The sequence below is a fragment of the Acinetobacter sp. Ac_3412 genome (genome assembly GCF_013072675.1).
In the GTDB taxonomy this organism is placed as follows: Bacteria; Pseudomonadota; Gammaproteobacteria; order Pseudomonadales; family Moraxellaceae; genus Acinetobacter; species Acinetobacter higginsii.
Genome location: NZ_LXUJ01000010.1, coordinates 72,740 through 87,418 on the forward strand (window position 1 = coordinate 72,740; position 14,679 = coordinate 87,418).

Sequence of the window (14,679 nt, forward strand, 5' to 3'; positions counted from 1 at the left end):
CAGTTAATTAACTGGGCTTTTTTATTGACTGTACAGAATATATGCTGAATAAAACATAAAAATCGATGAGAATGATGGAAAAGGGAAATAATTAATTAAGGAATCGTTCATTGTTGCAGTTCAGACGTTTGTTCGTGGTATTTGCTTTAATTGTGGTTGCCAACTTGTGTGGTGTATATATCGCGATGTGGGTATTTAAGCATTTTAATATTTATATTCCATTAAAGAATCAAGATGTCGCCATCGACTTACAAGAGCCTTTGCAGGTTCGTGTGAAGGTTAAAGATGCGCTCAATGTGGATGTGAATGGTCGTGTTGATGCCAAGATCCCAATTAATGAACAGCTGAATGTTCCACTGACTCAAACCCTAACGCCACGGGTTTATTTTGATAATTTAGTTCCAATCAGTACCACCATTCCTGTAAAGGAAACGATTAAGGTCAATCAAAGCCTGCCGATTGATACCAAGGTACAGGTAAAAATTTTAGGTAAGGACGTCACCTTACCATTGAAAGGTTCAATTCCTTTACAACTGGATGTGCCGATTGATATTCAAGTGCCGTTACAGCAAAAAGTACATTTGAAATTTGATGCACCCGTTCGTACTGAACTTAAAGAAAATTTGCATATTCCTTTGAAAGCACAGCTGAATGCAAACATTCCAATTCAAGGTAATTTGAATGTACCAATCACTTCTGAGCTTAATGCTACTGTCGATGTTAAAAATACCTTACCTGTCAAAATTGCACAGGGTGAATTAAAGATTCCGTTATCTACGATGTATTTGGATCGTGTGAAAGCTCAGCCTGTCGAAGTACAAACATCTCAACATGATGTAAAAGCAGGTGAGTAATGGAGATGCCCAAGACATTGAAAAGCCTACTGATTAGTTTTGTGATTGTCACAACTCTGGTGGCAATCCTATTTTGGTTTTATTTAAATATTCAGGCATCTTTGATTGTTTCTGCACAACAGGCGGATATTCGTTTACCTGAATCCTTGGGAACCAAGATCCAAGTAGGTGATCATTTAAGAGTGAAGTCGGAAGGTCAGCTGAATACGGTATTGGACATTGATCGGACTCTACAATTGCCTTTAAAAGGCAAGTATTTGGCTGATTTGAGTTTCGAAGTCGAAACACCGATTACGGTTGATATCAACTATGAAACCACGCTGAAAGTAGATGAAGTGGTGCCGATTGAAACCAGCACAGATTTGATCTATCAGAATAAATTATTGCCCAAGTTTCCTTTGAGTTTGAATATTCCAGTAAAGTTGGATATCCCATTTCAATTGAAACGTACTTATACCGTTCCTGTGAAAATTGTTTTTGATGGACCTGTATATTTTGCTTTTGATGAAACTGTAGATTTGCCGGTAAAGCATCAATTTAAACCGAGCTTTTATATGAATGATGCGATTAATATGAGTAAGATCTCTTCCTTTGATGCGATCATGTATAACTCGGTGCAACAGACCAAAGCCAATTTAGATATGCAAATGGAACTGCCTTTGAGGAATGTGAGACCATAATCAGCTAACAAAATCTCTATAGTTCGTTGACTTGGATAATGAAATTGAATATTGAACGAATAATAAATTTAAAAAAATCAATTTGCTGATTTTTCTATTCGAGAATTTTCTTAAAATGTGGCAAAATAGTCCGCTTTTAAGAATTTGAGGATTGGCACATGCGCTTTGTTGATGAAGCAGTCATTATCGTAGAGGCTGGCGACGGTGGCAATGGCGTAGCCAGTTTTCGCCGTGAAAAATTTGTCCCTTTTGGTGGCCCAGATGGCGGTGATGGGGGACGTGGCGGAAGTGTATATATTCAAGCCGATGATGATACCAGCACATTGGTAGATTACCGTTATACGCGTCGCTATCGCGCAGAGCGTGGTAAAAATGGTTCGGGTGCGAACTGTTCTGGTCGTGGCGGTGAAGACGTTATTTTGAAAGTGCCAGTTGGTACAACCATTGTAGATACCGAATCTGGTGACATTATTGGTGACTTGGTCGCTGATGGTCAGCGCGTAAAAGTTGCCCATGGTGGTGATGGTGGTTTAGGTAATACTCACTTTAAATCATCGACTAACCGTTCGCCGCGTAAGTGTACGCACGGGATCAAGGGTGAATATCGTGAAGTCCGTTTAGAGTTGAAAGTACTTGCAGATGTTGGCTTACTCGGTATGCCAAATGCAGGTAAGTCAACGTTTATTCGTGCAGTCAGCGCAGCAAAACCAAAAGTTGCAGATTATCCGTTTACCACGATGGTACCAAACCTTGGTGTGGTTGATGCGGATCGTCATCGTTCATTTGTGATGGCGGATATTCCAGGATTAATCGAAGGGGCTGCTGAAGGTGCTGGTCTAGGAATTCGTTTCCTTAAGCATTTGGCGCGTACGCGTATTCTTTTGCATATTGTTGATGTTCAGCCAATTGATGGTTCTGACCCCGCACATAACGCAAGAGCGATTTTAGGTGAGCTAGAAAAATTTTCTCCAACATTGGCAAAACTGCCAGTGGTCTTGGTATTAAATAAACTGGATCAAATTGCAGAAGAATCAAGAGAAGAATGGTGTCAGCACATTCTTGATGAATTGCAGTGGAAAGGTCCTGTATTTAAAACTTCTGGTCTTATGTCGGAAGGAACCAAAGAAGTTGTGTATTACTTAATGGATCAAATCGAACAACAACGTGAGCGCGAAGTTGAAGATCCTGAGTATGCAGCAGAAGTGAAAGCATTCCGTGAGCAGCTTGAAGCTGAGACACGTGAACAAACCATCGCAGCGAAAGAAGCATATCGTGCCATGCGTAAAGCACAGCGTGAAGCTGGTTTGGACGATGATGAAGACTTTGATGACGATGAAGACGAAGGCGATGTAGAAAGCGTCTACATTCGTGACTAGTAAACCGAGGGAAAAATGATAGAAGTGGTCGATGGGCAACGTCAGCTCAATGCGTGTAAACGAATCGTTGTTAAAATCGGATCATCTTTACTCACTGCAAATGGGCAAGGTCTAGATTTAAATGCAATTTCGCACTGGGCGAAACAAATTGCAGATCTACACAATGCTGGACATGAGATTATTCTGGTGTCTTCAGGTGCGGTTGCAGAAGGGATGGTACGCATGAAACTTGCGAGTCGACCCACTGATCTACCCAGTCTACAAGCTTGTGCTGCTATTGGCCAAATGGGTTTAATCCATACATGGTCAAGCGTACTGGATCAACATGGGATCCAAACTGCACAAGTGTTACTCACGCATGATGATCTTGCTGATCGTCGTCGTTATCTCAACTCTTGTGATGCTTTGCAGAACTTGATTGATTGGCATGTCATTCCAGTCATTAATGAAAATGACACCGTCTCTACTGACGAAATTCGGTTTGGTGATAACGATACTTTGGCAGCGATGGTTGCAGGTCAGGTACAGGCAGAATTGTTGATTATCTTAACGGATCAACAAGGTATGTTTGATTCAGATCCACGTAGCAATCCAAATGCAAAATTGTTCTCTGCTGTTCGAGCACTCGATGATCGTTTGTTTGAAATGGCAGGTGGCGGTGGTGTGCTTGGTCGTGGTGGTATGGTCACCAAGGTTCGTGCTGCGCGTCTAGCGGCAAAGTCGGGTTGTCCGACGTTGATCGCAAGTGGTGAAAGTGACAACGTATTAGCACGCTTAATGGCGGGTGAGATGTTGGGTACCTTATTCACTACTGACAATGATCGTGTGACAGCACATCAGCAATGGTTGGCTGCGCATTTGCAAACTGCAGGTCGTTTAGTGATTGATGATGGTGCGGTTGAAGCGATTAAGCTCAAACATCGTAGTTTATTGCCTGTTGGAGTCAGAGCGATTGAAGGACATTTTGATCGTGGTGATGTGGTTGAATGTGTTGATAAAAACGGTGGTCGTGTCGCAGTAGGTCGTGTGAATTTTAGTTCACGTTCTGCCGAAATGATTAAAGGTTTATCATCAGAAAAAGTCTATCAGGTTTTAGGTGAAGCACGATCGTTAGAAATGATCCATCGTGATCATATGGCAATCTACTAAATTATTTAAAAATAAAAAAGCTCGCATTAAGCGGGCTTTTTTATGACTGCTTGGTTCAATTGTTTTAGCTCTAAGGTGGGAAGTGCTTGCTCTGCTCCCATCATATAAGGATGGTCTGCTAAAGAGAGCATTTCTAAATCTTCTTCACTATTGCCATAGGCATAAATCGTTTGATAATTTGCTAAATTGTAGCTTTGTAAAATGCGCAATTTCTTTTGCTCACAACTGCAATCTTCTGAACTGTAGCGACCCGTTAAACGTCCATCTTTAGTTTCAGTTTGGGTGCACAGTAATTCAATATTGAGAACTTCACAAATTGGAGCCAAATAAAGATCAATCGATGCTGATACTAGAACAATGTGATCACCACGTTGCTGATGTAGTTGAAGCTGCTGGAATAAATCGGGATCTAATTTTTTAGTGAGTTTCTGTGCATATTCTTGAGCAAGTTGCTCAACCACATCTACAGAAATGTCTTTAAACATACTCTGGAATAAACGTGGTCGCATGGCATGCGCAGGGTAGAGGCGTAAATAGTAGGCTTGAATCCATGGCAGGATTTTCAAGCCTCTTTTGACAATATGACGTTTTGATAGTGCAAAGAAAATAAACCCTGTGAAACTGTCTCTTGGATAGAGTGTTCCATCGAAATCAAATAAAGCAAGATTTAGAGTTTTATGCGTTTCGCTCTTTGCATGCATGTTTCATATCGTCCATTAACGCGACTGGCAAACCAATTGGTATTGTAGTCACGGCTCAGTTTAGGACCCGAAATAACGACCTCGGGCATAATTGCATAAATAGGTTCTTTATTGGTTTTACTTTGATACAACTTTTGAACAGCTAAATAAGTTTGTGTATCTTCGAACTTCTTCTCTTTTTCTTTCTTTAAATCCGCACGAATTTGACGCGGAGTAACCAGAATTTTATTGTTGGTAAACGCTGAGATCACTTCTTTTTCAGATTGGCTCAGTGCAGATTGGACATTCCCATCTTTATTATAAAGTAAGAGATCGCCATCTAAATCAAGGTCTTTACCTTGTATGACTTCAAGCATCTTTTGAAAAGCTGCATTACGGCTTGAATACATGCCTGAATTGTAATCGGCAAAACGATAGATAGCTTTGTCATAATCGGCAGAATATTCCATCAAACGATGGATGCCATAATATAGGCCACCGTATTGGGTATAGAGATCATTACGTAGTTCGGCAATATTTCCGCTTTGGCGTTTATGCTCTTTGGCATAATTAATATGCACTTGCATAGAACCCAGTGTCGTGATCGGGTTCATTTTTTCGCCGATATCTTGTCCAACCAATTTCGCTGCGCCTGTTAGGGCACTGACATGATAATGCTTCGACATATAGTCAAAAATTTCACGATAAAGCAAATCGAGTTCACGCTCAGTTCTGACTTTGCGCATTTGGCTCATGTAGTTATTTTCTGGGGAAGGTTGGTTTTTGAGTACATCCTCAAAATAACCTGCAACTGTGCCGCCAATGGTTTCACCTAATTTCGCTTCAAACTTCTCTTTAAGGCGCGTATTGATTTCCTGAACTGCTTTTTCGCCCAAGCCTGGTACAGCAGGGTCAGCGACAAAGTTAGACTCTTGATCGACCACAGCCACAATGCTGCATACATTTTGCTTGGTTTTAGGAATACTGAGTTGTTGCATGATATCAAAGATATCTTGCGACCAAGATTGGCGATCATTCACACGCGGTGGCAGCACTTTGGTGATCTGTTCTGCCTTCATTTCGGGTTCTTTATTATTTGACCACCAAGCATTATCACCACAAGCCACTAAGCTAATGCTGATTGCCAAGAGGCTAAATGTTTTGAATAGAGGACGAGTCGAAAACGATTGGTTCATAATGAAGACAACACCGCACAAAAAGATGAGCCGAACGGGCGAATGAAGTATACTATGTTGATCAGAAATTGTAAGAAAATATATGTATATTGGTTCATATCAACTGTCAAATAATTTGATTGTTGCTCCGATGGCAGGCGTCACTGATAGGCCCTTCCGGACGCTATGTAAGTACTTTGGTGCAGGGCATGCGGTTAGTGAAATGATGACCGCAGACAAGACACTACGTATGAGTAAAAAGAGCCTTTATCGGGCTAATTTTGATGGTGAGCTTGCACCAATCTCTGCACAAATCGCAGGTTCTGACCCTGAACAGCTTGCTGAAGCTGCACGTTATCAGGTGGCGAATGGTGCGCAGATTGTTGATATCAATATGGGTTGCCCAGCCAAGAAAGTATGTAACAAACTCGCGGGTTCGGCTTTATTACAAGACGAAGATCTCGTTGCGCGTATTCTCGATGCCGTAGTTTCTGCAGTGGATGTACCAGTCACTTTAAAAACCCGATTAGGTTTTTTAAATGGTCATGAAAATATTTTACGTGTGGCCAAACGTGCCGAAGAATCTGGAATTGCAGCCTTAGCCTTGCATGGTCGTACCCGTGAAGATATGTATTTGAATACTGCACGTTATGAGTTGATTAAGCAGGTTAAAGAATTGATTGATATCCCATTGATTGCCAATGGTGATATTGATAGTCCCGAAAAAGCCAAATATGTGCTGGATTATACGGGTGCAGATGCCATTATGATTGGACGTGCAGCCCAAGGCCGACCTTGGATATTCCGAGAAATTGCCCATTATTTAAAAACAGGTGAGCATCTTGCTGCGCCTGATATTGCTGAAGTTAAAGCAGTATTATTGGGGCATCTGGCTGAGCTATATGATTTCTATGGTGAATACTCAGGTTGTCGTATTGCCCGTAAGCATATTGCTTGGTATACCAAAGGCTTACGCTCAAGTAATGAGTTTCGTCAGAATATGTATAAAGTTGAAAATACGGCTGATCAAGCCAAAGTGGTTGAATCATATTTCGATGAATTACTTGATCAAGGCTTGCGAATGAGTGATGTACAAGTTGAACAAGTGAATTTATTGGATATTTAATAATTATTTTAACTGCATTGAAAAGCCTGTAATTCGATCTGAATTACAGGCTTTTTTTATTACGATAAATGAGCCGTGATTTTTTGCAGAATCTGCAAGATCACATCAAATTCACTTTGTAATGGTGTGCTTTTGCGGGTCACTAAAGCCAATGTGCGGCTTGGTGCAGCTTCAATCGCTTTCACATCAATATCTTCATTGAAATGAATCATGCTATTTTTAAGCGCGATCTCAGGTAAAAGAGTAAAGCCTAAATCAGACGATACCATTTCCACCAAGGTTGGTAATGAACTTGCTTTTAAGCGATGATCATTTTTGCGCTCACCAACAGGGCAGGCACTCAAAGCATGGTCACGTAAGCAATGACCTTCCTCAAGCAGCATTAAACGAGATAGATCCAAATCATCTAGAGAATTTGCATTGGCTGCATTGGTATCTTTCTTGTTATACACAAGGAATAAGTGTTCTTTGGCAATTTCAGCAACTTTTAGACTGCGCGTATCAAACGGAAGCGCAAGTACAATCATGTCTAAATTACCATGTTCCAACTTCTCTACAATCTTCTCACTTTGTGCTTCATGTAAGTGTAGTTGGATCTTTGGCAATTGCTGATGCACTTCATCTAAGAGTTGAGTCAGAATAAAAGGTGCAATGGTTGGAATAATACCGAGATGTAAATCACCTGTTAATGGTTCACTCATCTCTCGGCTTAAACGCATCAGGTCTTGGGCATCGGCAAGCAACACTCGCGCTCGCGCCACTACTTGCTCACCTAATGGGGTTAAACGGACGTTTTGACGATCACGCTCAACTAAGACCCCACCTAATAAACGCTCCAATTCCATGATGCCACCAGACAATGTTGACTGGGTAACAAAGGAACGACGCGCTGCTTCAGTAAAATGTAAAGTTTCTGACAACGTAACTAAATATGATAGCTGTCTTAATGAGGGTAATGCAGCCATAGTGTCCTAGTGTGATGATCTAAAGTGGTGAGTAAACAAACCACTAAGTTGCGGAATGAAATGTGCAGGAATATCATGCCCCATTCCTTGAATTAATTCAAACTTAGCACCAGAAATTGCTTTTGCAACAGCTTTCCCGTGACTTGGTGGTAACAGGCGATCTTTTGATCCGTGTACAACCAATGTCGGCTGAGTAATTTTTTTGTTCAATGGTAACAAAGAACCTGTACATAATATTGCTAAAAATTGTTGAAGTACACCCGCTGGATAAAAACTACGTCGATATAATTTGCGAATGGTTTGAATTGATTCGACTGGATTGACATAACCAGGTGAACCGATAATACGGAAAACATTTAAACTATGATTAATAATTGTTTCTTCATCATGCCCTTCAGGTTTACCTAATAAACTGAAAAGCTGCTTGGGAAACGGCGGAGGTAAAAATGGTTGATTATTACTGGTAAAGAGTAAACCTATTTTTTCTACTTTTTCTGGATATTTCGCAGCAACAATCTGTGAAATCATTCCGCCCATTGAAGCACCAATAATATAGGCTTTCTCGATGCCAAGTTGATCAATCAACATTGCCACATCATCGGCCATATCATATAAGGTATAAGGTGCACCTTCATTGCGAAGCCCAAACATGAAACGACTCATCAGTTTCATGGTATTGAGTCGTTTGCCTTTATTACGAATTTTAGAAGATAAACCGATATCGCGATTATCAAAGCGAACTACACGGAAACCTTGATCGATTAATGCTTTACAGAAGAAATCAGGCCAAAACAGCATTTGTGCACCTAAACCCATGATCAATAATATGGTTGGATGCTCAGGATTTCCGCCCATTTCAACATGTAGTTCAATGCCATTGCCCAAAGTGACTTTGGTTTCCTGCATAAAAGAAGCATATGGTGACACGTTAAATTGGAGGGCACTGTTCATGATCTTCGTTCCAAATTGAATTCTTCTTATTGCTTAGAGAGTTTGGAGGAAATTCTTTTCTCAACAAACTCTCGTATTTAAACCTTAAACTTGCGCTGGAATCAAGTCTGGAACCAGCTTGGTGAGCGTTAAACGTTGTTTGCCTGCAGTTGGGCCTAACAGTACAAAACCTCTCAAGGTTCCTTCACCATCAGCTGCTTTGGCAAGCATACCGTCATCAAACTCTTCAGTTTCCCAGTTCACATCCACATTAAGCGGTGCAGGTAAAACCGTCAATGGCGCAGCAGGTGTTTTTACTGCAACTGGCATAGCAGGGTAGTGTACCGCTGTGCTTTGACCACTAAGCGTTTTTGCTAAAGCACGTGCTTGCTGCATAATTGGCATTACATATGGTAATAAAGTGCCATTCACTTCTGCACAGTCACCAACGGCGTAGATATCCGCTTGATTGGTTTCTAAAAGTGTGTTGGTAATAATGCCACGACTGGTTTGAATGTCTGCTGCTTTTGCTAAAGAGATATTCGGTTGTAAGCCAATTGCAGAAAGAACAATATCAGCGACCAGTGTTTTACCATTGGCTAAAGTGACTTCGTAGTCTTCACCATTATTAATCTTGGTTACTTTTTCCACGGTGGTGGAGAGTGCAAATTTAATGCCTGCTTGTTCTAAATTGGTCTTAAAGGCTTCAGCGACATGGTTTGGCAATAGACGACCAAGTGGCTGAGGAGCTAAGTCAATTACCGTAACATCATATTGGCTATGCAATAAGTCATTGGCAAACTCACAGCCGATCAGACCCGCACCAAGAATAACCACACGTTTGTCTTTACGTTTTGCAAGGTTTTCACGGAAGATACGATAGTCGACCAATGAGTTCACAACATGAATGTCATCACTGCCATCACCAGCAATCGCTAAGCGGATAGGGTTTGCACCGACAGCCAATACTAACTTTGAATAAGGTTGGGTAATGGTTTGCCCATTTTTTTCTAATGTAAGTTCATGGTTTTCGGCATTGATTGCTTTCACCCATGTGTCTGCATCAATGCGCATATTCAATTGGGTTGCCATCTTTGTCGCATCGCCTAAAGCAATTTGTTCAGGTGCTTTATTCCCTGCAAAGGCATTCGATAATGTTGGTTTTGCATAATTTACCGCATCATCTGCACAGATCATAACCAGTTCTTGTTCAGGACTTAGTTTACGAAACTCTCGCGCTACGGTGTAACCTGCCATGCCCGATCCGATGATAACGATAGGATGCATTCTATTCTCCAATATTTTCTTATTTAAAAACAAACGATAGCAAAAAAAAGACCATGATCATTGTCACGGCCTTCTCGATCTATTTAGATTTCAACCATTTCAAAATCAGCTTTTGAAACGCCGCAATCTGGGCAAGTCCAATCATCTGGGATATCTTCCCATTTGGTCCCTGCTGCAATGCCGTCTTGTGGCCAACCTTCTGCTTCGTCGTAAATCCAACCACAAACGATACATTGATATTTTTTCATGTGACTCTCCAAACTGATAGGTATGTTCAAGTTGCCTTTCAGTAAAACTATTCCGTAATGTCGCTATGATCGCTGCAATAGGAACTAACTTATGCTAATCGGGAGTTAGATTTTTACGCAGAACGACATTTAAGTAAAGTAAATGCAAGAGTTTAATCATTTATTCAAAAAGTGATATGGCAATTCTATCTGAAAGTCTTGTTATTTGAGCAATTACTCTAATTTTTTTTAGGGATATAACGCTTATACAATTAAAAAAAGCCGAAATGTATAAATATAGTGTGTATAAAAAACAAACATTCAGAATCAAGATATGATGATGAAAACAATGATCAAGGAGAATAAAACATGGAAACCTTATCTTATAATATAAAAATTTATGCGACCCCTGAAAAAGTTTGGGAGGTTCTTTGGACTCCAGAAAGTTATCAAGCATGGACAAAATTCTTTGCATGCGATTCAACCATGACTACGGATTGGAAAGTGGGTGGTAAAACCTATTTTGGAGATGGCAAAGGCAATGGCATGATCTCTACCATTGAAAGTATCGATGAGCCTAAAGAGATTGTTTTTAAGCATCTTGGGATGATTGAGAACGGTAAGGAGGATCTGGAAAGTGAGGCCGTGAAGTCTTGGGCAGGTGCTTTGGAAAAATATATGCTGTTTGATTTTAATGGTGAAACGCAATTGCATGTAGAGGTCGATATTCAACCAGAACATGCAGAATTTATGAATAAAGGCTTTGATCAGGGACTTGCCATGGTCAAGCATTTAGCGGAGAAATAAGCGACAGCGAATCGATTGTTGAGCGGAAAATTGCTGCGTTATCTTGATTCAAAAACTGATCAATCTTGATTTTTTTGAATTGTCTGGTTGAAACAATACGAAAATGAGTTGTGATCTGCTATCCTATGTCACTTCATTTTTTACTTAATCGAGGCAGAGATGACGCAACAAAACGCTCAATCGACTTCTGAACAAACACTTTCCGAAAACGATTTAATCGCACAGCGTCATGCCAAATTAAAGCAAATCCAAGAGACTGCAAAACAAACGGGTAAGAGCCCGTGGCCAAACACGTTTAAACGTGAGCACTATGCAGCTGATTTGCAAGAACAGTTTAAAGATCAAGACAAGGCGCAAATTGAAGGCGCTGAAAAAGTTTATGTAAAAGTTGCTGGTCGTGTGATGTTGAACCGTGGATCATTTATGGTGATCCAAGATATGACGGGTCGTATTCAACTTTATGTGGATCGTAAAGGTCTGCCAGCTGATATTTTAGAAACCATTAAAAGTTTAGACCTTGGCGATATCATCGCTGCTGAAGGTTATATTGGTCGTTCGGGTAAAGGTGACTTATATGTGCACCTTGAAGGTTTTGAATTACTGACCAAATCACTGCGTCCACTTCCAGATAAATTCCATGGTTTAACCGATACAGAAGCTAAATATCGTAAACGTTATTTAGATTTGATCGTAAATGAAGAAACACGTAAAACTTTCGAAATTCGTGCCCAAGTAGTTGCAGGTATTCGTGCATTCTTGACCAATGAACGCTTCATGGAAGTGGAAACGCCAATGATGCATGTGATTCCTGGTGGCGCATCTGCTAAGCCATTCGTAACACATCATAATGCTTTGGACATGGAACTGTATTTACGTGTTGCACCAGAACTCTATTTAAAACGCCTTGTAGTGGGTGGTTTTGAGCGTGTGTTTGAAATTAACCGTAACTTCCGTAATGAAGGGGTTTCAACACGTCACAATCCTGAATTCACTATGATTGAATTCTATCAAGCTTATGCTGATTATAAAGACTTGATGGTATTGACTGAAAACATGCTTGAAAAATTGGCAGTTGATATCTTGGGTTCTACCGATGTGCCTTATGGTGACGAAGTCTATAGCTTCAAAGGCCCGTTCAAGAAAATCTCAATGTTTGATGCAATTCTTGAGAATAACCCAGATTTCACCCCTGAAAATGTGAATGACCGCGAATTCTTGGCCAAATTTACCAAAGACGTTTTAAAAGAGCAGGTGAAACCTGGTTTTGGTTTAGGCAAATTACAAACTATCGTATTTGAAGAAACCGTAGAAACTAAACTGCGTCAGCCGACGTTCATTACTGAATATCCAGCTGAAACTTCACCACTTGCTCGTCGTAATGATGATAATCCACATATTACTGATCGTTTCGAGTTCTTTATCGGTGGTCGTGAATTGGCAAATGGTTTCTCTGAGTTAAATGACCCGATTGATCAGGCTGAGCGCTTCCAAGCACAGGTTGCAGAAAAAGATGCAGGTGATGATGAAGCAATGCACTACGATGCTGACTTTATCGAAGCATTGGAATATGGTTTACCACCGACAGCCGGTCAAGGCATCGGTATTGATCGTTTGGTGATGTTATTTGCCAATGCTGCGAGTATTCGTGACGTGTTGTTGTTCCCGCATATGCGCCGGAAAGATTAATTTACCGTTCATTCAAAGGCCACTTCCATGAAGTGGCTTTTTATATTCATGGTTAAAAAAATATAATTATTGCATTTGATGATTGAAAAGAGATCGTAAAAAAACGATCATGTGCACATAAATAAATTTGAGAACAGTTTAGATATGTTTCTAAAAAAATCGCTTTATGTCGCATTATTTGCTTCGCTTTCCTCTGCAACATTTGCACAAGGTCTCATCTTAAACGATGCAAATTTACGTACAGATTTAAATTGGCTGAACCAACAAGGTGTTATTCAAATTAGTACGTCGACTTGGCCAATGAGTGGCGATGAAATTCAACGTGCTTTATCCCAAGCGAAAGTGAGCAATAATGCTCAGCAAAAGGTGGTGAATTCAGTTGCTAATGCACTGAAAGCAGATAATGAAACGGTGAAACTTGGTTTACATGCCGGCTCTGATCTTAAAACTGTTCCTCAAACATTTGGTGATAACCAAAAATCACAATATCAGGTCGCTGCTGAGTTTAATGCAGGTGGTGAAAATTGGGATGCAAAACTTCGTGTGAATGGAGAGAAAGATCCACTGGTTGATAATGGGCATGATGTCAATGTAGAAGGTTCTTATCTTGCTGGTAAGCTTTGGAATCAATGGGTGATTGCAGGTCAGATTCCGACCTATTGGGGTCCTGGGCATGATGGAAGTTTGATTCGCGGTGATGCGAGTCGTCCTGTGTATGGTGTTACAGCACAACGAGCTGTACAAAATGCATTTGAGAGCAAATGGTTATCTTGGATTGGTCCTTGGCAGTATCAAGCATTTGCTGGGCAATTGGATGATTATAAGGCTGTTCCTGATGCAAAACTGCTTGGTTTACGTGTAACGGCACAACCTTTGTCTTATCTTGAACTTGGTGCATCACGTGTATTGCAATGGGGCGGTGAAGGCCGTTCAGAAAGTTTGGACTCACTTTGGAATGCCATTAAAGGTAATGATAATCTTGATTATGATACTGATAAGTCAAATCAGATTGCAGGATTTGATTTTCGGTTGAATACACAACCATTACTACAAGTCCCTGTCGGTGTTTATGGACAATATGTGGGGGAAGATGAAGCCGGTGGACTCCCTGCTAAAAAGATGTATTTAGCGGGTATAGATTTCTCTTCTTCTTATAAAAATATGCCGTATCAACTCTATGCAGAATGGGCAGATACGCGTAGTAATGGAAAAGTAGATGGTGTTTCATATAATCATTATGTTTACAAAGATGGCTATTATCAACATGGTTTTTCTTTAGGCCATGCAATGGGTGGTGATGGTCAAATGTATTCGGTTGGTGGTGATATTCGTTTTGATACAATGAACCGTTTAAATGGTCGTTTGCTTTATACCAAGGTGAATCCATTAGATTTAAGAATTAATGAGGCATTTCCAAAGCAAGATACAATAAAAGCTCTTGATTTGACTTGGACACATTACTTGAAACCAACAATTCCATTAAAAGTGAATGGTTGGGTCAGTGATTCTGATTTGAATGGCAGTGATGGTGGTGTTTCTGTTGGTGTTGAAATTCCATTAGAACGGAAAATGTTCGGTTTTTGATAGGTTTTAAACCTTTGAAAAAAGGAGCCTTTTGGCTTCTTTTTTTATATTTTTTGGTGAGGAATAGATTGTATTGATATTCCATAATCTTATTTTTATATCATAATTTTGCATATTGATATGAAAAAACAAGCTAAAGAACTGGATCTAAAT

At 40.3% G+C, this 14,679-nt stretch carries 14 protein-coding genes; 8 read left to right on the forward strand and 6 right to left on the reverse strand.

The genetic code is table 11. The features are described from left to right. Positions 1 to 110: 110 nt before the first annotated feature. The 4 genes from A7P54_RS12190 to proB all read left to right on the forward strand — a co-directional run bounded on the left by A7P54_RS12190 (position 111) and on the right by proB (position 4,059). Positions 111 to 854, forward strand: coding sequence for an MFS transporter (locus A7P54_RS12190; protein ID WP_216077106.1), 744 nt, complete (start codon positions 111 to 113; stop codon positions 852 to 854). After that, positions 854 to 1,534, forward strand: a complete 681-nt coding sequence (locus A7P54_RS12195; RefSeq protein ID WP_171549742.1) for a hypothetical protein — start codon at positions 854 to 856, stop codon at positions 1,532 to 1,534. The genes A7P54_RS12190 and A7P54_RS12195 overlap by 1 nt, the downstream gene beginning before the upstream one ends. Before the next feature lie 158 nt (positions 1,535 to 1,692). Next, positions 1,693 to 2,910 (forward strand): Obg family GTPase CgtA, encoded by a 1,218-nt coding sequence (gene cgtA / locus A7P54_RS12200; protein WP_004808499.1) that lies wholly within the window; start codon positions 1,693 to 1,695, stop codon positions 2,908 to 2,910. A gap of 15 nt (positions 2,911 to 2,925) precedes the next feature. After that, on the forward strand, positions 2,926 to 4,059 hold the full coding sequence (gene proB / locus A7P54_RS12205) for a glutamate 5-kinase (protein ID WP_171549743.1): 1,134 nt from the start codon (positions 2,926 to 2,928) through the stop codon (positions 4,057 to 4,059). A 26-nt stretch (positions 4,060 to 4,085) separates the two neighbouring features. Here proB and A7P54_RS12210 read toward each other — a convergent pair whose 3' ends face one another. Continuing rightward, on the reverse strand, positions 4,086 to 4,760 hold the full coding sequence (locus tag A7P54_RS12210) for an HAD-IB family hydrolase (protein ID WP_171549744.1): 675 nt from the start codon (positions 4,758 to 4,760) through the stop codon (positions 4,086 to 4,088). Then, positions 4,727 to 5,935, reverse strand: a complete 1,209-nt coding sequence (locus A7P54_RS12215; protein ID WP_005213508.1) for a DUF1615 family protein — start codon at positions 5,933 to 5,935, stop codon at positions 4,727 to 4,729. The genes A7P54_RS12210 and A7P54_RS12215 overlap by 34 nt, the downstream gene beginning before the upstream one ends. A gap of 82 nt (positions 5,936 to 6,017) precedes the next feature. On the opposite strand from A7P54_RS12215, the gene dusB reads away from it, so the two are divergent. After that, positions 6,018 to 7,040 (forward strand): tRNA dihydrouridine synthase DusB, encoded by a 1,023-nt coding sequence (dusB, locus tag A7P54_RS12220; protein ID WP_005202464.1) that lies wholly within the window; start codon positions 6,018 to 6,020, stop codon positions 7,038 to 7,040. 59 nt (positions 7,041 to 7,099) lie between these two features. On the opposite strand, the gene oxyR is transcribed toward dusB, so the two are convergent. The 4 genes from oxyR to rubA all read right to left on the reverse strand — a co-directional run bounded on the left by oxyR (position 7,100) and on the right by rubA (position 10,470). Continuing rightward, on the reverse strand, positions 7,100 to 8,005 hold the full coding sequence (gene oxyR / locus A7P54_RS12225; protein WP_004808494.1) for a LysR family transcriptional regulator OxyR: 906 nt from the start codon (positions 8,003 to 8,005) through the stop codon (positions 7,100 to 7,102). A 6-nt stretch (positions 8,006 to 8,011) separates the two neighbouring features. Further along, a complete protein-coding gene (estB, locus tag A7P54_RS12230) occupies positions 8,012 to 8,956 on the reverse strand; it encodes an esterase EstB (RefSeq protein ID WP_216077107.1) in 945 nt (314 codons plus the stop codon). Between the two features lie 84 nt (positions 8,957 to 9,040). Then, complete coding sequence (gene rubB, locus A7P54_RS12235; RefSeq protein WP_171549745.1) at positions 9,041 to 10,222, reverse strand: rubredoxin reductase RubB; 1,182 nt, start codon at positions 10,220 to 10,222, stop codon at positions 9,041 to 9,043. An 83-nt stretch (positions 10,223 to 10,305) separates the two neighbouring features. Beyond that, positions 10,306 to 10,470, reverse strand: coding sequence for a rubredoxin RubA (gene rubA / locus A7P54_RS12240; RefSeq protein WP_004678010.1), 165 nt, complete (start codon positions 10,468 to 10,470; stop codon positions 10,306 to 10,308). 348 nt (positions 10,471 to 10,818) lie between these two features. On the opposite strand from rubA, the gene A7P54_RS12245 reads away from it, so the two are divergent. From A7P54_RS12245 to A7P54_RS12255, 3 genes are all read left to right on the forward strand, one after another. Then, complete coding sequence (locus tag A7P54_RS12245; RefSeq protein ID WP_005202469.1) at positions 10,819 to 11,256, forward strand: SRPBCC domain-containing protein; 438 nt, start codon at positions 10,819 to 10,821, stop codon at positions 11,254 to 11,256. Between the two features lie 159 nt (positions 11,257 to 11,415). Further along, on the forward strand, positions 11,416 to 12,942 hold the full coding sequence (gene lysS / locus A7P54_RS12250) for a lysine--tRNA ligase (protein ID WP_005183758.1): 1,527 nt from the start codon (positions 11,416 to 11,418) through the stop codon (positions 12,940 to 12,942). Between the two features lie 144 nt (positions 12,943 to 13,086). After that, entirely contained in the window at positions 13,087 to 14,526 is a 1,440-nt protein-coding gene (locus A7P54_RS12255) for a capsule assembly Wzi family protein (RefSeq protein ID WP_005202471.1), read from the forward strand. The last annotated feature ends 153 nt before the right edge of the window (positions 14,527 to 14,679 follow it).